This window comes from Streptomyces sp. HmicA12, from assembly GCF_000373565.1.
GTDB lineage: Bacteria > Actinomycetota > Actinomycetes > Streptomycetales > Streptomycetaceae > Streptomyces.
In genome coordinates, this window is sequence record NZ_KB891799.1 from 238,266 (window position 1) to 255,147 (window position 16,882).

Annotated in this window: 17 protein-coding genes; 6 read left to right on the forward strand and 11 right to left on the reverse strand. The window is 71.7% G+C overall.

All coding sequences use genetic code 11. The annotated features are described in order from the left end of the window. The first annotated feature begins 43 nt into the window (after positions 1 to 43). On the forward strand, positions 44 to 751 hold the full coding sequence (locus B072_RS42780) for a DUF4232 domain-containing protein (protein ID WP_018529392.1): 708 nt from the start codon (positions 44 to 46) through the stop codon (positions 749 to 751). Between the two features lie 11 nt (positions 752 to 762). Here the strand turns inward: B072_RS42780 and B072_RS0107850 are convergent, their stop codons facing one another. Then, on the reverse strand, positions 763 to 2,601 hold the full coding sequence (locus B072_RS0107850) for an NHL domain-containing thioredoxin family protein (RefSeq protein WP_018529393.1): 1,839 nt from the start codon (positions 2,599 to 2,601) through the stop codon (positions 763 to 765). A gap of 36 nt (positions 2,602 to 2,637) precedes the next feature. Further along, on the reverse strand, positions 2,638 to 3,027 hold the full coding sequence (locus tag B072_RS0107855; RefSeq protein ID WP_018529394.1) for a cupin domain-containing protein: 390 nt from the start codon (positions 3,025 to 3,027) through the stop codon (positions 2,638 to 2,640). A 51-nt stretch (positions 3,028 to 3,078) separates the two neighbouring features. Between B072_RS0107855 and B072_RS0107860 the strand changes: the two genes are divergently transcribed. Next, positions 3,079 to 4,074: a GlxA family transcriptional regulator gene (locus B072_RS0107860; RefSeq protein ID WP_026245556.1), complete on the forward strand. Its 996-nt coding sequence runs from the start codon at positions 3,079 to 3,081 to the stop codon at positions 4,072 to 4,074. Between the two features lie 30 nt (positions 4,075 to 4,104). On the opposite strand, the gene B072_RS0107865 is transcribed toward B072_RS0107860, so the two are convergent. Both B072_RS0107865 and B072_RS0107870 read right to left on the reverse strand, forming a co-directional pair. Next, entirely contained in the window at positions 4,105 to 4,452 is a 348-nt protein-coding gene (locus tag B072_RS0107865; RefSeq protein WP_063746436.1) for an SHOCT domain-containing protein, read from the reverse strand. An 11-nt stretch (positions 4,453 to 4,463) separates the two neighbouring features. Continuing rightward, positions 4,464 to 4,910: a DUF6325 family protein gene (locus B072_RS0107870; RefSeq protein WP_018529397.1), complete on the reverse strand. Its 447-nt coding sequence runs from the start codon at positions 4,908 to 4,910 to the stop codon at positions 4,464 to 4,466. A gap of 195 nt (positions 4,911 to 5,105) precedes the next feature. Between B072_RS0107870 and B072_RS0107875 the strand changes: the two genes are divergently transcribed. Next, complete coding sequence (locus B072_RS0107875) at positions 5,106 to 5,987, forward strand: YhjD/YihY/BrkB family envelope integrity protein (RefSeq protein ID WP_018529398.1); 882 nt, start codon at positions 5,106 to 5,108, stop codon at positions 5,985 to 5,987. Here the strand turns inward: B072_RS0107875 and B072_RS0107880 are convergent. From B072_RS0107880 to B072_RS0107890, 3 genes are all read right to left on the reverse strand, one after another. Continuing rightward, complete coding sequence (locus B072_RS0107880) at positions 5,905 to 7,203, reverse strand: hypothetical protein (RefSeq protein ID WP_051127116.1); 1,299 nt, start codon at positions 7,201 to 7,203, stop codon at positions 5,905 to 5,907. The two genes, B072_RS0107875 and B072_RS0107880, sit on opposite strands and share 83 nt — an antisense overlap. 149 nt (positions 7,204 to 7,352) lie before the next feature. Then, positions 7,353 to 8,846: an FG-GAP repeat domain-containing protein gene (locus B072_RS0107885; RefSeq protein WP_018529400.1), complete on the reverse strand. Its 1,494-nt coding sequence runs from the start codon at positions 8,844 to 8,846 to the stop codon at positions 7,353 to 7,355. Positions 8,847 to 8,941: 95 nt separating this feature from the next. Then, positions 8,942 to 9,853, reverse strand: a complete 912-nt coding sequence (locus B072_RS0107890) for an SGNH/GDSL hydrolase family protein (RefSeq protein ID WP_018529401.1) — start codon at positions 9,851 to 9,853, stop codon at positions 8,942 to 8,944. A gap of 142 nt (positions 9,854 to 9,995) precedes the next feature. On the opposite strand from B072_RS0107890, the gene B072_RS0107895 reads away from it, so the two are divergent. Next, positions 9,996 to 10,496: an LURP-one-related/scramblase family protein gene (locus tag B072_RS0107895; RefSeq protein ID WP_018529402.1), complete on the forward strand. Its 501-nt coding sequence runs from the start codon at positions 9,996 to 9,998 to the stop codon at positions 10,494 to 10,496. 67 nt (positions 10,497 to 10,563) lie between these two features. On the opposite strand, the gene B072_RS0107900 is transcribed toward B072_RS0107895, so the two are convergent. After that, positions 10,564 to 11,361 carry a carbon-nitrogen family hydrolase gene (locus B072_RS0107900; RefSeq protein WP_018529403.1) on the reverse strand — a complete coding sequence of 266 codons (798 nt, stop codon included), beginning with the start codon at positions 11,359 to 11,361 and terminating at the stop codon, positions 10,564 to 10,566. Between the two features lie 193 nt (positions 11,362 to 11,554). Between B072_RS0107900 and B072_RS0107905 the strand changes: the two genes are divergently transcribed. Then, on the forward strand, positions 11,555 to 12,379 hold the full coding sequence (locus tag B072_RS0107905) for a maleylpyruvate isomerase family mycothiol-dependent enzyme (RefSeq protein ID WP_026245560.1): 825 nt from the start codon (positions 11,555 to 11,557) through the stop codon (positions 12,377 to 12,379). Between the two features lie 64 nt (positions 12,380 to 12,443). Here the strand turns inward: B072_RS0107905 and B072_RS0107910 are convergent, their stop codons facing one another. After that, positions 12,444 to 13,751 (reverse strand): MFS transporter, encoded by a 1,308-nt coding sequence (locus tag B072_RS0107910; RefSeq protein WP_018529405.1) that lies wholly within the window; start codon positions 13,749 to 13,751, stop codon positions 12,444 to 12,446. Continuing rightward, positions 13,748 to 14,404 carry a GntR family transcriptional regulator gene (locus tag B072_RS0107915; RefSeq protein ID WP_018529406.1) on the reverse strand — a complete coding sequence of 219 codons (657 nt, stop codon included), beginning with the start codon at positions 14,402 to 14,404 and terminating at the stop codon, positions 13,748 to 13,750. Before B072_RS0107915 ends, B072_RS0107910 begins: the two co-directional genes overlap by 4 nt. A 199-nt stretch (positions 14,405 to 14,603) precedes the next feature. Between B072_RS0107915 and B072_RS0107920 the strand changes: the two genes are divergently transcribed. Next, positions 14,604 to 15,461, forward strand: coding sequence for a D-alanyl-D-alanine carboxypeptidase family protein (locus tag B072_RS0107920; RefSeq protein ID WP_018529407.1), 858 nt, complete (start codon positions 14,604 to 14,606; stop codon positions 15,459 to 15,461). A gap of 54 nt (positions 15,462 to 15,515) precedes the next feature. Here B072_RS0107920 and B072_RS0107925 read toward each other — a convergent pair whose 3' ends face one another. Continuing rightward, the gene (locus B072_RS0107925) at positions 15,516 to 16,880 is read right to left on the reverse strand and encodes a dihydrolipoamide acetyltransferase family protein (RefSeq protein ID WP_018529408.1); all 1,365 of its coding nucleotides are present in this window, start codon (positions 16,878 to 16,880) and stop codon (positions 15,516 to 15,518) included. Positions 16,881 to 16,882: the final 2 nt, after the last annotated feature.

The following is a 16,882-nucleotide window of genomic DNA, read 5'->3' on the forward strand; positions in this document are numbered from 1 at the left end:
ACCCACCGACCGGGCGGCCGCACGGAACCGGGGGAGTACCACCATGACCCGCACCAGCATCCGCACCCGCACCGCCGTCCTCGCCGCCACCGCCGCCGCGCTCGGCCTGACGCTGACCGCCTGCTCCGGCGACGGGTCCGGGACGAAGGACGAGGGCGCGGCCGCCAAGTCGTCGACCACCGCAGCCGCCTCGTCCTCCGCGTCGACCGAGGACAGCGCCACCGACACGGGCTCCGACACCGGCACGGGTGCGACCAAGGCCGACGCCGCCAAGAAGACCTCCACCGGAACCGGAACCGGAACCGGCGCGGCCGCGAAGTCGGCCCCCGAGTGCAAGGTCACCTCGCTCTCGTACACCCTCAAGCGCAGGTTCCCCGAGCAGCAGGGCGACCACCTGCTCATCACCGCGGTGAACACGTCCGGCAGCGCCTGCACGGTGCAGAAGTTCCCTGTCGTGACCCCGGGCGGCGCCAACGGTGACGTCCCGGTGGCCAAGGACGACGTACGGCCCGCGCAGCCGCTGCTCGTCCCGGCCGGCGGCACCGTCTACTCGGCGCTCCCCGTCTACCAGGAGACCAAGGCCGAGGACGACTACTTCACGTCGATCCGGCTGTCCCTGGTGAGGAACGACGCGGACGCCTCCGGCGCGTCCGTCACGCTGAAGACGCCCGGCGAGGTCGAGTACGCGGGCAAGCGCGCCGACGGCATCGAGGTCCTCTCCTGGAACCCGAAGAAGCCGTTCGACTTCTGAGAATTCGACTTCTAGGAAGCCGTGTCGGGCTCGTCCATCCCCGCGAGCACCAGCGGCAGCCGCTCCGCCCCGCCTTCCCCGACCACCACGACCGGGACGCCCCAGTCCTGCTGGTGGACGTGGCAGGCGGGGTACTCGTTCGCCGGGTCGTCGTCGCAGGACGCGGCCATCGCGGAGACGTGCAGCACGCCGTCCGTGATGTCCGGGTTCAGGACCAGCTCGCGGGAGAGGCCGGTGCCCGCGCCGTCTCCGGACACGAGCAGCTCCGGCGGGGTCGACGAGACGAGCAGCCGGGTCGAGGGACCGTACCGGGTGTCGAGCTTCTGGCCCGCCGGCGCCTGGAACACCACGTCCAGCCGCAGCTTCCCGCCCGCCACCTCGGTGGCGGCGCGCTGCGTGCGGTGGGCGACCGCGTCGACGCGTACCGCTTCCTCCGGCAGCCGCAGCCGGGTCAGCCGGTGCCGCGCGGACTCCACGACCACGATGTCACCGGAGTCGCCCACCAGGACGGCGTCGCTCGGCTCCCTCACGTCGGTCGCGAGCGTGGTCACTTGACCGGTCGCCGGGTCGTAGCGGCGCAGCGCGTGGTTGTACGTGTCCGAGACCGCGACCGAGCCGTCGGGCAGGGCCGTGACGCCCAACGGGTGCTGGAACAGGGCCTGTTCGGCGTCTCCGTCGCGGTGACCGAAGTCGAAGAGGCCGGTGCCGACGGCCGTGTGCACGACGCCTTCCCGGTCCACCCAGCGCAGCGCCGACGTCTCCGAGTCGGCCACCCACAGCCGCTCCTGCGTGGCGGCGAGCCCGGACGGCTGCGCGAACCAGGCCTCGGCGCCGGGCCCGTCGACCAGGCCCTCGTTCGTCGTCCCCGCCGCGACGGCCACGACGCCCGCCCGGGGGTCGTACGTCCACAGCTGGTGCACGCCGGCCATGGCGATCCACACCTTGCCGCCGAAGACGGCCACGTCCCACGGCGAGGACAGATCGATCTCGCGGGCCGGACCGCTGGTCGGCGACCCCCGCCACCACTGCCGGCCGGTGCCGGCGAGCGTCGAGACGGCGCCGCTCCGCAGGTCCACGGCGCGCAGCGCGTGATTCACGGTGTCGGCGACGACGACCGTGTCCTCGTCGAGGAGGGCGAGGCCCTGCGGCTCGTTGAAGGAGTCGGGGCCGAGGCCGCGCTCCCCGCTCCCGATCCGCCGCACCACGGTCTCCCCGTCGGCCGCCAGCTCCACCAGCTGATGCCGGGTCGTGTCGCTGACCAGGAGGTTCCCGGAGGGCAGCAGCAGCGCCTTGCCGGGGAAGCGCAGGTCGCCCGCGACCGGCTCCGGCGCGACGTACGGCCCGTCACCGCGCCGCAGCGTCCCCTTCGCCCCGTGCTCGGCCTCCAGCTCCTCGACGAGCGCGGCGATGGCGTGCGCGTGCCCCTCACCGGCGTGCTGCGCGACGACGTACCCCTCGGGGTCGATCACCACGAGCGTGGGCCAGGCGCGGACCGCGTACTGCTTCCAGGTCGCGAGCTCCGGGTCGTCGAGGACCGGGTGCTCGACCCCGTACCGCTCGACGGCGTCGACGACGGCCGCGTGCTCGGCCTCGTGCACGAACTTCGGCGAGTGCACCCCGATGATCACGACGGTGTCGCGGTGCTTCTCCTCCAGCTCGCGCAGCTCGTCGAGGACGTGCAGGCAGTTCACACAACAAAATGTCCAGAAATCCAGAATGACGATGCGTCCGCGCAGGTCGGCGAGGGTGTACTCGGTCCCGCCCGTGTTCAGCCAGCCGCCTTCGCCGACCAGCTCGGGGGCGCGGACACGGGCACGGCGGGCTGCTGGGGCGGGCGCTGCGTCGTTCATGATTCAAGGGTGCCACGCGGTCTTCGAGCGGTGCTCTCAGGCGTGCCAGACGTGCCCCGTCGTCGAGTCCACGTGCTCCGGTACGGGATCGTGGGCGTCCCCCGTCGACGACGTGCCGGACGGTTCGAGGACGAGGAGGGCGGTGCCGGGGGCCGCGTGCGGTTTGTGCCAGGTGCCGCGGGGGACCGTGAAGACCGCGCCGCGGGGCAGGGTCACCGCGCGCTCGCCGTCCTGCTCGCGCAGCGCGATCGTGAGCTCTCCCTCGACGACCAGGAAGAACTCGTCGGTGTCCTCGTGGACGTGCCAGACGTGCTCGCCCTCGGCCTTGGCGAGGCGGACGTCGTAGTCGTTGACGGTGGTGACGATGCGGGGGCTCCACAGCGCGTCGAAGGTCTTCAGTGCCTCGGTGAGGGCGACGGGTTCCATGGCTTCATCGTGCGGCGGCCGCCGCCCGCGTACGAGTGCTAGAAATCGCACATGCCGCAAGGATCCTCGCAGCCAGTGCCGCACCGGGTCGTCGTCCTCGTCGACGAGGGCATCAACCCCTTCGAGGTCGGTGTCGCCACCGAGGTCTTCGGCCTCCCACGGCCCGAACTCGGCCGCCGCACACCCCTGTACGAGCTGACGCTGTGCACCCCGGCCCCCGGGATCCGGATGAACCACGGCTTCTTCACGCTGACCGGGGCGGCCGGGCTCGACGCCGTGGACCGGGCCGACACGCTGATCGTGCCGGGGCGGCCGGACAACGTCGTACCGCGCGCCGAGGCCGTCCTCGACGCGATCCGGTACGCCCATGCGCGCGGCGTCCGCATCGCCAGTTTCTGCACGGGGGCCTTCGCGCTCGCCGAGGCGGGGCTGCTGGACGGGCGGCGGGCGACGACGCACTGGCGGTGGGCCGGGGAGTTCCGGGCGCTGCACCCGAAGGTGCTGCTCGAACCGGACGTGCTGTTCGTCGACGAGGGCGACGTGCTGACCGCGGCGGGCAGCGCGGCCGCGCTCGATCTCGGCCTGTACCTCGTGCGGCGCGACCACGGCGCCGAGATCGCGAACTCGGTGTCCCGGCGGCTCGTCTTCGCGGCCCACCGGGACGGCGGGCAGCGGCAGTTCGTGGAGCGGCCGGTGCCGAAGGTGCCGGACGCCTCGCTCGCGCCGCTGCTCGGCTGGGCGCAGGAGCGGCTCGACCGGCCCCTGACGGTCTCCGCGCTGGCCGCCCGTGCCGGGGTCAGCCCCGCCACGCTGCACCGCCGCTTCCGCACCGAACTGGGCACGACCCCGCTGGCCTGGCTCCTCGGCGAGCGCGTCGCCCTCGCCTGCCGGCTGATCGAGCGCGGCGAGGAACGCCTCGACGTGGTGGCCCGGCGCAGCGGCCTCGGCAGCGCGGCGAATCTGCGGGCGCGGGTGAAGCGGGAGACGGGGCTGAGTCCGTCGGCGTACCGGCGCAGATTCCGGACCGGGGTGGACGCCGGCCGCTAGGTCGTGTCCGCGCGCGGCGCCCGCCGTGTGTCAGGTTCCGAGGAGCTTCGCCTTGGCCGCCGCGAACTCCTCCGGCGTCATCAGCCCCTGCTGCACCAGCTGCCCCAGCTGGGCGAGCTGGTCCGCCAGGCTGGGGGCGCCGGTGGGCGCCGGCTGCTGTGCCGGAGGGGCCTGTTGTGCCGGAGGGGCCTGTTGTGCCTGGAGGTCGGCGATCTGCTGTTGCTGGTCCATCAGTTGCTGGTTCTGCTCGTACTCGTTCTGCTGCTTCCTCGCGGCGCTGCGCCCGGCCGCGTACGCCGTGCCGCCCACCAGGGCGCCGCGCAGCAGTGGACGGCCCGCGGGCCTGACCGCCGGGCGGATCGCCGGTCCTCGTCGCATGAACATCGCTGTCAGCTCCCGTTCCCGGCGGCCGCGTCGGCCACCGCGCGCAGATAGGCCGTGGCCGCTTCGTCGACGTGCTCCGGCGGGATGCGCACGGACGCCGCGATCCGGCCGCCCGCCTCCCGCACCGACTCCGCCGCGCGCTGCGCCCACACGTGCTCGACCAGCAGAAGGAGGGCGCAGTTGCCTTTGCCCAGGAGGCCGGCGGCCTCCTGAGCGTCCTCCGGGCCGATCAGGGTCGCCTCGTCCTCGTACCCGGGGCCGAGGACGGCCTTCAGCTCCTCGTACTCGTGCAGCTCGCTCGACGTCACCGAACCGTCCCCGGCCTTGGTGACGACGAGCGAGTCCATGACCCGGAGCGAGCCCTCACGGCGCAGGTCGGCGAGGGTGTCGACCACCCCGACCCGGAGCTCCTCCTCGGGGAAGGCCAGGACGATGAACTCCACCGGTCCCATGGCAACACCTCTCATACTCCACGTCCGCGTACGCAGTCGACGCCTTGTGGCATACGAACACCCCCAAGCCTTGCGCATCCTGGCATCGGCGGCTCCGCGACGTTCGGACAAATCCGGGCCCGGCGGCCCCCCGTACGGCCCAACGCGCCGCCCGGCCACCATCGGGCCGGGCGGCGCATGCGCTTGTGTGGCCGCATGAGCGAGACGAGCACCCTGGCCCGGGCGACGCGCTGGGCCACCACACGTGTGCGGGACCTCCAGGAGGAGTTCCCCTTCATCACGCGCATGACCCGGCAGATGGTCGCCGTGAACCTGCTCGACTCGGCGACCCGGCTCGCCGCGCAGACGTTCCTGACCGGGCTGCCGGTGCTGTTCGTCGCGGCGGCGTTCACCCCGGCCTCGGTGCGCGATCAGCTCGTCGACTCGCTGCGCTCCCTGCTCGGCCTCGACGGTGCCTCCCTGGACCAGGTCAGGCAGGTGTACGGCGCCCAGGACGGGGCCACCCGCAACACCACCGGGGTGATCGGCGTCCTGGTCCTGCTGGTCTCGGCGACCGCGTGCAGCCGGGCACTGCAGCGGGTCTGCGAGCGGGCCTGGCATCTGCCGCCCGGCAAGTTCTCGCTGGTCGCCTGGCGCTGGCTCGCCTGGCTCGCGGTGTGGCTGGTCGCGCTCGTCGCCCAGGGCCTGCTGCGCGACGGATTCGGCGCGGGCCTGTGGGTGGGCGTCCCGCTGACCCTGCTGACCAGCACTCTTCTGTGGTGGTGGACCCAGCACCTGCTGCTCGGCGGGCGGGTGACCTGGCTGCCGCTGCTGCCCGGCGCGCTGCTCACCGCCGTCGGCGTGGTCGCGCTGACGGTCGCCTCGCGGATCTACATCCCGCGCACCCTGGACCGCTCGCTGGCCCAGTTCGGGCCGCTGGGGCTGGTGTTCACCCTGCTGTCCTGGCTGATCGTGCTGTTCACGGTGGTGTGCGTGGGGATCGCCGCGGGCTATGTCATCGCGCAGGAGCGGCCGGTGGCGCGGCTGCTTCGGAGGGATCCGGCCCGGGCAGCGCGGGAGCGTCCAGGAACTCGATGACGGCGAGCGCGCAGACCGCGCACACCGCGATCCAGGCGACGACCGCGCCCGTCGGGTAGTTCCAGGCGATCAGGACGGCGGCCGCGACGGCCGCCACCGTCCAGTTCAGCCACCTGCGCATCCGGTGCACCCACGGTCCCACCGGCCCGAACGTGCCCACGTTGGTGGCGTCCCGTACGGAGCCGATCGCGCCGGTCCACGCGCCGCGCACCGCCCGCGCCCAGCGGCCGGGACCGCCCAGCCAGGACGCGAGGGCCACCACCGCGCCGAGTACGGCGACGACGCGTACCGCCGTGCGCAGGAAGCGGACCAGGGTGTCGTAGACGCTGCCGGCCGCGGCCCGGGAGACGTCCGGGGGCAGCGCGTCGAGGTAGACCGCGCGGCCGATCCACAGCGCGAGGCCGAGCACGAGCGCGCCGACGGCGACCGCGAGGGCCGCGGTGATCAGCGCGCGGCGGCGGCGCCGGGCCAGCAGAACCGCGCCGGCCGCGAGCACGAGGACGATCAACGGCAGGACCCAGGAGAGGAGTTGGAGGAGCCGGAAGCCGGTGCGGGCCTTGGCGAGGGTGCCGGTGGACTGCATGACCGTGATGCTGGTGTGCACTTCGGGGATCTTCCCTGCGACCGTCAGCCCCTGGTCGACGAGGGCCTGTTTGACCTTCTCGACGACCGGCGCGAGATCGAGGGTGACCTCGCCGTTCTCGACCTTCACGGCGCCGCCGCCGTTGCCGGTGAGCGCCTTGTCGACGGCGGCGTGGGCGGTGCGGTTGAGCTGGTTCCACACGGTGGCGAAGGCGGAGCTGGCCACGAACTTCTCGGCCGTGTTGTGGACCAGGGACGTGAGGCCGCTGGTGATCGGGCCGCTGGCCGCGCCGAGCGCCTTCTCCAGGCGGGGCCGGTCGGCGGGGGCGACGTCGCCGAGCAGGTCGTCGACGTCGATCTGCTGCATGACGGCGGTGGTGACGCGGTTCGCGACCGCGCCCTGCACGTCCGGGTCGTCGGCGAGCGGCGCCATGGTCTGGACGTAGCGGTCGGTGTCGCCGATCAGCGCGTTCGACCAGACGGCCACGACGCTCAGGGGGGTGAGGAGCGCCGCCAGCAGGACGAGGACGACGGCGAAGGTCGATTTCACGCGGGAGCGGGGCGGCCGGTGCTCCGCGGCCTCCAGTTCGCTCACCCGAGCTCTCAGTGCGGCGAGTTCGTCGTCCCTGGTCATGACTCAAGGAGACGTGGAGTGCGCGGCTTCCGCTCGCTGGGATGGGCCTAAAGGGGGCGGGGAGCCGTGGACGCTTCCACGGCTCCCCGCCTGCTCGAGGAACTGCTCGAGGAACTGCTCGCGGAACTGCTCGCGGAACTGCCGCGGGCCTACTTCAGGGGGCTGCCCAGAAGCGCCTTGGTGGCGGGCGCCGCCAGGTCGTTCGGGTTGATGGCGACCGAGCCCTTGCCGGTGACCCCGTTCACGGAGCCCGGGAAGGACCAGACGGCGCCGGAGGAGGCGTTCTCCGCGGTGGCGGCGACGGCCGCGTCCCGGTACCCGTCGCCGTTCACGTCGAGCAGCGCGCAGTTCGAGCCGAACCGGTCACCGCTCTCCGCGACGCCCGGCACGTCCGCCGAGTTCTGGTTCAGGACCACGGAGCCCGTGCCGGTCACGCCGTTCGCGGTGCCCGGCAGCAGGGCGAACGCGCCCGCGTCCGTCTGGCCGCTGAAGTCCTCGCCCGAGATGCCGAGCGCGACGTCGGCCTTGCCGTCGCCGTTCACGTCGCCGACCGCGACGCAGGAGCCGACCGTGTCGCCCTCCTCCTGGGCTCCGTAGAAGCCGGGCAGCGACTGGTCGAACTCCTGGACGCGGTCACCCTTCAGGCCGTCCTTCGTGCCGAACGCGAGGGTGGCCTTCTGCATCGTCTCGCCGATGTCGGAGATCTGGGGGTCGGAGCCGACGACCAGGTCGTCGATGCCGTCGCCGTTCACGTCGCCGACCGCCAGGGCGCCCTGGGTCTCCGGCGCCCAGCCGCGCTTGAAGCCCGTGGCGCTCCCGTAGAGCACGGTGTTGTTCCACATGCCGTCGCCGTTGTACGAGCGCAGGGCCAGGTCGTCGCGGCCGTCGCCGTTGAGGTCGCCGACCGCCTTGAAGACGACGGGGCCGGTCGTCGAGCCGGGGCCGTCGACACAGCCGGACTCGTCGTCGACGCAGGTCGCGTCGTCGGCGCCGTAGCCCCACCACGCGGACTTGTCCATGAAGTCCAGCTTCTTGGCGGGGGCGCCGGCCCGGGTGACCGGGCCCTTCCACAGGGCGGCGTCCTGGTGCTCGGGGTCGTCGCCGTACTGGCCCATCGCGGCGAGCAGCGCCAGGTCGGCCTTGCCGTCGCCGTCGAAGTCGCCGATCTGCGGGGAGCGGCCGTACGTGGCGATGTTCGTGCCGCCGGTCAGGCCGGAGGCGGAGCCCCACAGGATGACGGCGCCGGTCGTCGCCTTCTCGCTGCCTATGACGAGGTCGCTGTAGCCGTCACCGTCGAGGTCGCCCTTGGTGACGTACGTGCCGAAGCGTTCGTTGGCGGTGGCCGAGCCGGGGACACCGCTGGTGGAGCGGCTGATCAGCTTCTTGTTCGCGGCCGTGAGGCCGGTCGGCGAGCCGTAGGTCACCGCCACGTAGCCCGCGTCGCTCTTGCCGGAGACGGTGCCGCCGTGGGCGCCGGCGACGAGGTCCGCGTACCCGTCCCCGTTGAAGTCGTCGGCGGCCGCTGCCTTGCCGTGGGCGGTGGCGGCGACCGCGCCCGGGGCGAGCGACAGGGCGCCGAGCCCGCCGCCGACGAGTGCGGCGGCCATCAGCGGTGCGGAGAGCCGGAGTCGTGCACGTGCCATGAGAGGAGTTCCTTCGATCGGTCAGGTCGTAAAGTCACGTCCACCTCCTAGGACCCAACCGTTTCTCTTTTGGTTGCACGTACCACCGAACTGTCTTATTTCTTACGGGTCTTGACCGCGTCGAGGACGGACCGCGCCTGGTGGTCGGCGCCCAGCCGGTTCGGGTGCAGCGGGACGGCCAGTCCCGGCGGGTCGGTGGTGAGCGGCACGAAGCCCTCGACCCACTTGGTTCCGGGCTGTCGGCACACGTCGTGCCCGACGCTGCCGCTGTACGTGTCGACGTACGTGGCGCCCGCCCGGTCCGCGGCCCGCTTCAGCATCCCGTTCAGCTCCCGGAGCTTCGCGCCGAGCCACATCAGGTCGCCGTTGTGCGCCTGCACGTACGGGTAACAGCCGTGGTCCACAGGGACCCCGGCCAGATAGTCGACGACGAGGACGGTGGCGTCCGGCGCGGCGGCGTCCCGCACGGCCTCGATGGCCCTGACCAGCTTCGGCTCCGCGTCGGCGATCCGCCGTGACATCGCGTCGGTGCCGTCCGGCTTCACCCACTCCGACCGGCAGTCCTCGCCGACGGGCAGCGGGGCGAAGCAGCCGGCCGCCGCGCCCGCGAGCCCGATGTCGTTGCCGCCGAAGCCGAACGTCACCAGGTCCGTCGTCTTCGTGACCCGGCTGATCTGCGGCTCGTTGACCCCGTCGAGCAGACCGCTGACGTAGGTGACGTCCTGTGCGGCGCGTACGTGGTCGGAGGTCGCGGCACCACACGTCGCGTCGCGGAACGTCGTGACGCCCAGGGCCTTCGCGACCTGCCGCGGATAGTTCCAGGACGACTGGGCGCAGCCGCTGGGCGCCTGGTCCGTCTGGATTCCGACGGGCGTGACGTCGGCGCTCCACGAGTCGCCGAGCGCCGCGTACTCGTGGTAGCGGGGCCCGATGTCGGCGGCCGCCGGGTGCGCGGCGAGCAGCGGCAGAGCCGCGAGGGCGAGGGCGAGTGATCTGCGGACCTTCACAGGGCGTGACCTCCGGGCACGTTGCGTGACAGTCCACGCATCCACTCACCCGCCGGGACGCACCCGCATCCACTTCGCGCCGAATTCACCCGCCCGGGCCGCGGAAGGGTCCGCCCGGCGGCTTCCGGGCACTCATCGACGTATGCGCTACGAAGTACGAGAGAAGCTCTTCGCCATCGGCGAGGACTACTGGATCGAGGACGAGAGCGGCCGCAAGGCGTTCCTCGTCGACGGCAAGGCGATGCGACTGCGCGACACCTTCGAGCTGAAGGGCCCGGACGGGCGCGTGCTGATCGACATCCACAAGAAGGTGTTCGCACTGCGCGACACCATGGTGATCGAGCAGGGCGACCAGGAACTCGCCCGGATCAAACGCAAGCGCCTGTCCCTGCTGCGCAATCACTACCGCGTTCAACTCGCCGACGGCAGCACCGAGTTGGATGTCAGCGGCAAGATCCTGGACCGCGAGTTCGCCATCGAGTACGAGGGTGAGCTGCTCGCCGAGATCTCCCGGCGCTGGCTGCGGGTGCGTGACACGTACGGCGTGAACGTGATCCGCGAGGACGCCGATCCGGCGCTGCTGATCGCGGTCGCGGTGTGCGTGATCCACCTCGCGGAGAAGGAGCGTGGCGTCGTGGACTGAGGGACGGGGCGGCGCGGCCAGGGGCGGCGCGGGGCGAGCGCTCGACCCGCCCCGCCGGGGTCCCCGTTCAGCGTCGCGGCGCGTCCAGCCCCAGCAGCCGGTCCTTCAGCGCGGGGAACTGCTCGCGCGTGACCCCGACCTTCGCGGGGTCGAACTCCACCCGCAGCACTTCCTCCCCGGCCCCGGCCTCGGCGAGGACCTCGCCCCACGGGTCGATCACGACACTGTGCCCGGCCTGCGGCACCCCCGCGTGCGTCCCCGCGCTGCCGCAGGCCAGCACATAGGCCTGGTTCTCCACGGCCCGCGCCTGCGCGAGCAGCGTCCAGTGGGAGCGGCGCCGCTCGGGCCACCCCGCGGACACGATCAGCGTCTCGGCGCCCCGGTCGACCAGACCCCGGTACAGCTCGGGGAAGCGCAGGTCGTAGCAGGTCGTCACGCCGGCGACGGTCTCCGGGAGCCGTACGGTCACCAGCTCCTGGCCCGCGCTCATCAGTACCGCCTCGCCCTTGTCGAAGCCGAACCGGTGGATCTTGCGGTAGGCGGCGGCGAGTTCGCCCTCGGGGGAGAAGACGAGCGCGGTGTTGTAGAGCGGTCCGTCGGGATCGCGCTCGGGGATCGAGCCGGCGTGCAGCCATACGCCCGCGTCCCGCGCCGCCTTCGCCATCGCCTCGAAGGTCGGCCCCTCCAGCGGCTCGGCCTCGGCCGCGAACAGCTCGTACGCGAAGGCGCCGGTGGTCCACAGCTCGGGCAGGACGACGAGGTCGGCCGAACCGGCCTGATCCCGCACCAGCGAACCGACTCGCTCCCGACGAGAGTTGACCGATTCGTCCTCGTTTACAGCGATCTGGATGAGGGAGGCGCGCACACTACCACCGTCCTGGCATTCGAGCCGTCGGCTAGACGTCAACAACGGCCTACGATCGTCACACGAAAGCACTGCAGGGGTACCTCGGGGCAGCGTAACTTAGCCACCCAAGACACCCACGCCGAATGTGCCCGCCGCCTACGTCACCGCCCGCGTACCCATCGCGCACCAACCGTTCAAGGGGTTCCCTTCCGTGAGTCTCCACCCCAGCCTTCAGTCCTACGCCGATGCCTGGACCCACTCCGTGGAAGCGATATCCGAGCTGGTGACACCGCTCGCGGAGGGTGAGTGGAGCCGGGCGACCCCGTGCCCCGGCTGGTCCGTGCGCGACATCGTCTCCCATGTCATCGGCGTCGACTGCGAGATGCTGGGCGACCCCCGCCCCATCCACACGCTGCCCCGCGACCTCTACCACGTACAGACGGAGGCGCAGCGCTACACGGAGGTCCAGGTCGACGTCCGGCGCCACCACACGGCTCCGGAGATGGTCTCCGAGCTGGAGTACACGATCATTCGCCGCTCGCGGCAGCTGCGCAACGAGAGCCGTGAGCCCGGCACCATCGTGCGCGGCCCGCGCGCCGTCGAGGAGACCCTCGAATTCGCGCTGCGCCGGCGGGCGTTCGACATCTGGGCGCACGAGCAGGACCTGCGGGTGTCCCTGAACAAGCCGGGCAATCTCGACTCCCCCGGCGCGCACATCACCCGCGACATGATCCTCGCGGTCCTCCCGAAGATCGTCGCGAAGGACGCGGGCGCCCCCGCGAACTCGGCGGTCGTCTTCGACGTGCACGGCCCGATGGAGTTCCTGCGCACGGTCCGCGTCGACGCGGACGGCAACGGCACGATCGACGGCGCCCCCTCGCTCGGCCCGGCGGCGACGCTCGCGATGGACTGGGAGACGTTCGTCCGGCTCTCCTGCGGCCGCGTCACCCCGGAAGCGGTGGCGGACCGCATCAAGACGGAGGGCGACACGGACCTGGCGGCAGCCATACTCCGCTCGATGGTCGTCACGTCGTAACAGCACTCCAGCGCCGGGGCAGGCGCTCAGGAGACCCCCGCCCCGGCCCGGCGCCGCACTCCGCTCAGGCCGGAACGTGCACCGAAGTGACCCGGGACGCGACCAGCCGCTCCCGCTCCGCCCGAGCCGCCCGCCGACGCAGCCGCAGGATCTGGCTGACCCCGAGCGCCTGCAGCACGTACACCGCGGAGAACGCGACCCGATAGTTGTCGCCGGTCGCGTCCAGCAGCACGCCCACCGCGAGCAGGGTCGTCATGGAGGCGACGAAGCCGCCCATGTTCACGATCCCGGAGCCCGTGCCCTGCCGCTCCGGCGGATTCGCGGGCCGCGCGAAGTCGAAGCCGATCATCGAGGCGGGACCACAGGCGCCGAGCCCCACGCACATCACCACGAGCAGCCACATCGGCGCCTGCCCGGGCCACACGATGGGCGCCGCCCACAGCACGGCCACGCTCCCGACCGTGCCGAGCGCCAGCGGAAGCCGGGCCGCGTGGTGCCGGGCGACGATCTGCCCGTACACGAGCCCGATGACCATGTTGGCGAGCACGACGAGCGTCAGCAGCTCACCGGCCGTGCCCCGCGAGAGGCCCTGCGCCTCCACGAGGAACGGCAGCCCCCACAGCAGCAGGAACACCATCGCCGGGAACTGCGTGGTGAAGTGCACCCACAGGCCCAGCCGCGTCCCCGGCTCCCGCCAGGAGGCCAGGATCTGCGCGCGGACGTACACGGCGCCCTTGTGCGTGACGGGCAGCGGCGCGGGCTCGAAGCCCTCGGGGTGGTCCTTCAGGAACAGCAGCATCAGCACGAGGACGAGGACACCCAGCGCCGCGCTGCCCGCGAACGCCGTCTCCCACCCGACCCCGTGCAGCAGCCGGGCGAGGACCAGCGTGGAGACGAGGTTGCCCGCCATGCCCACCAGACCGGCGAGCTGCGCGACCAGCGGACCGCGCCGCGCGGGGAACCAGCGCGTGCCGAGCCGCAGCACGCTGATGAACGTCATGGCGTCGCCGCAGCCGAGCAGCGCGCGCGAGGCGAGCGCCATGGAGTACGAGGACGAGAAGGCGAAGCCGAGCTGGCCGACGGTGAAGAGGACCACGCCGAGCGTGAGCACCTTCTTCGTGCCGAGCCGGTCGACCATCAGGCCGACGGGTATCTGCATGCCCGCGTACACGAGCAGCTGGAGTATGGAGAAGGTGGACAGGGCGGACGCGTTGATGTGGAACCGCTCCACCGCGTCGAGGCCCGCCACCCCCAGCGACGTACGGAAGACGACCGCGACGAAGTAGACCGCGACGCCGATCGACCACACGACGACGGCCCGGCGGCCGCCGGGCGGATCACCGGGCAGGGACGTGGGACTGGTGGTGCTCATCGTTCCTCTCCACGGGCCAGGTCGCGCACGCGCGTGACGTGCCGGCGCACGACGGCCACGGCCGCCTCCATGTCCCCGGCGCGCAGCGCGTCGAGGATCTCCTCGTGCTCGGCGAGCGTCTTCGCCGTGCGGCCGGGGTGGGCCTGCATGACGGCGACGCCCATCCTCAACTGCCGGTCGCGCATCTGGTCGTAGACGCGGGCCAGGATCGCGTTGCCCGCGCTGCGCACGATCTCCGCGTGGAAGCAGCGGTCGGTGGCGGCGGCCTCGGCGAGCTCACCGGCGGCGACCTGCTCACGCTGCTCCTGCAGCAGCTCGGTGAGCCGCTCGATCAGGCGCGGCGGCGCGGGCACCGCCTTGCGCACCGCGTGCTCCTCGACGAGCAGCCGGGTCTCGACCACGTCGACGATCTCCTGCGCGGAGACGGGCAGCACGAGGGCGCCCTTCTTCGGGTAGAGGCGCAGCAGCCCCTCCACCTCCAGCTTGAGGAGGGCCTCGCGGACCGGGGTGCGGGAGACGCCGACGGCCTCGGCGAGCTCGCCCTCGGTGAGCAACGTCCCGCCCTCATAACGGCGTTCGAGTACGGCGCGCTTGACGTGGTCGTAGACGCGTTCGGCAGCTGGGGGGCGTTTTTCGGTGACCGTCGAGGGCATGCGCACATCATAGATACAACACGTACGCAAGATGGATCACGTCCAGGATGCGGGACGCGTTCCTCGATGTGCTTCAGGGGTAGCCGCCCGTGCAACCCTTCACCCGCCTCAACCGTCTCCCTAGTGCGTGCGCCCTACCTCAACGGGCGGCACCCCAGGGGCATTTGGAGCGTTTACCTTGAAAACTCGCATAACGGGCATGGCTGTCCTCGTCGCCGGAGCCGTGCTCACCAGCGGAGCCCTGACCACCTCCGCGCAGGCCGCCACGACACTGGCCACGCCCACGATCGCCGCCAAGGGCGGCTACGTGATGAACAACGGAACGGGCAAGAGCCTGTTCACCAAGGCCGCGGACACCCGCAGGTCCACCGGCTCCACCACCAAGATCATGACCGCCAAGGTGGTGCTGGCCCAGAAGAACCTGAACCTGGACAGCAAGGTCACCGTCAGCAAGGCGTACAGCGACTACATCGTCAAGAACGGCGCCTCCTCGGCCCGCCTGATCGTCGGCGACAAGGTGACCGTCCGCCAGCTCCTGTACGGGCTGATGCTGCCGTCGGGCTGCGACGCCGCCTACGCGCTCGCGGACAAGTTCGGCTCGGGCACGACGCGCTCGGCGCGCGTGAAGTCGTTCATCGGCAAGATGAACAGCGAGGCGAAGAAGCTGGGCCTGAAGAACACCCACTTCGACTCGTTCGACGGCATAGGCAAGGGCTCGAACTACTCGACGCCGCGCGACCTCACGAAGATCGCCAGCAGCGCCATGAAGAGCTCGACCTTCCGCTCGGTCGTGAAGACCAAGTCGACGAAGCAGAAGGTGACCACGAAGTCCGGCGGCTACCGGTACATGTCGTGGTCCAACACGAACACCCTGCTGGGTTCGTACTCCGGCACCATCGGCGTGAAGACCGGCTCGGGCCCCGAGGCGGGCTACTGCCTGGTGTTCGCGGCGACCCGGGGCAGCAAGACCGTGATCGGTACGGTCCTGAAGTCGACGTCGGTGAACGCGCGCACGTCGGACGCGAAGAAGCTCATGGACTACGGCTTCAAGAAGTGACGTACGGCTCAGGAAACTGAACGAAGGGCGCCCCGCGAGGGGCGCCCTTCTTCGTCAGCTCCAGGTCAGCAGCCGCTTCGGCCGCTCAAGGATCGCCGCCACATCGGCGAGCACCTTGGACCCCAGCTCCCCGTCCACCAGCCGGTGGTCGAAGGAGAGCGCCAGCGTCATGACCTGCCGCGGCTTCACCTTTCCCTTGTGCACCCAGGGCTGGAGCTTGATGGCCCCGACGGCGAGGATCGCCGACTCACCCGGGTTCAGGATGGGCGTACCGGTGTCGACGCCGAAGACGCCGACGTTCGTGATCGTGACCGTCCCGCCCTGCATCGCCGCCGGGGACGTCTTGCCCTCGCGCGCCGTGGCCACCAACTCGCCCAGCGCGGACGCCAGTTCGGGCAGGGTCTTGGCCTGCGCGTCCTTGATGTTCGGGACGAGCAACCCGCGGGGCGTGGCGGCGGCGATGCCCAGGTTCACGTAGTGCTTCTGGACGATCTCCTGGTTCGCCTCGTCCCAGGCCGAGTTGACCTCGGGGTTGCGCCGGATCGCGACGAGCAGCGCCTTGGAGATGAGCAGCAGCGGGTTGACCCGCACGCCGGCCATGTCCTTGTCGGCCTTCAGCTCCTCGACGAGCTTCATCGTCCGCGTCACGTCGACCGTCACGAACTCGGTGACGTGCGGCGCGGTGAACTTCGAGGCCACCATCGCCTGCGCGGTGGCCTTCCGCACGCCCTTGACCGGGATCCGCGTCTCGCGCACGGCGTCGTACGAGACGGCGGCGGGGGCGGCCGGCGTCGTCTGCGCGGGCACCTCCACGGCCGGGACCTCCACCGCCGGGGCCGCCACGGGCGCGGGCGCCGGAGCGACCGCCGCGTGCACGTCCTCGCGCGTGATGATCCCGTCCGGGTTCGACGGGATCACGGTGGTCAGGTCGACCCCGAGGTCCTTGGCGAGCTTGCGCACCGGCGGCTTGGCCAGCGGCCGCTGCTCGGTGAGCACGGCGGCCGCCGACCCGTTGGCGGCCGCGGGGTCCTTGCGGGCCCGGCGCTTGGTGGAGGACTCGGCGACGCCGTACCCGACGAGCACGGGCTGCCGCCCGGCCGGCTGCTCCTCGGCGTCCGGCTCGGCGGCGGACTCGGCGGCGGGCTCGGCCACCGGCTCCTGGACCGCGGCGGGCTCCTCACCGCCCACCGCCACGGCGATGATGACCTGCCCGACGTCGACGGTCGTCCCCTCGGGGAACTTGAGCTCGCTCACCACCCCGTCGAACGGGATGGGCAGCTCCACGGCCGCCTTCGCCGTCTCCACCTCGCAGACGACCTGCCCGTCGGTGACGGTGTCACCGGGCTGCACGTACCACTTGAGGATCTCGGCCTCGGTCAGGCCCTCGCCCACGTCGGGCATCTTGAACTCGCGCACCATCG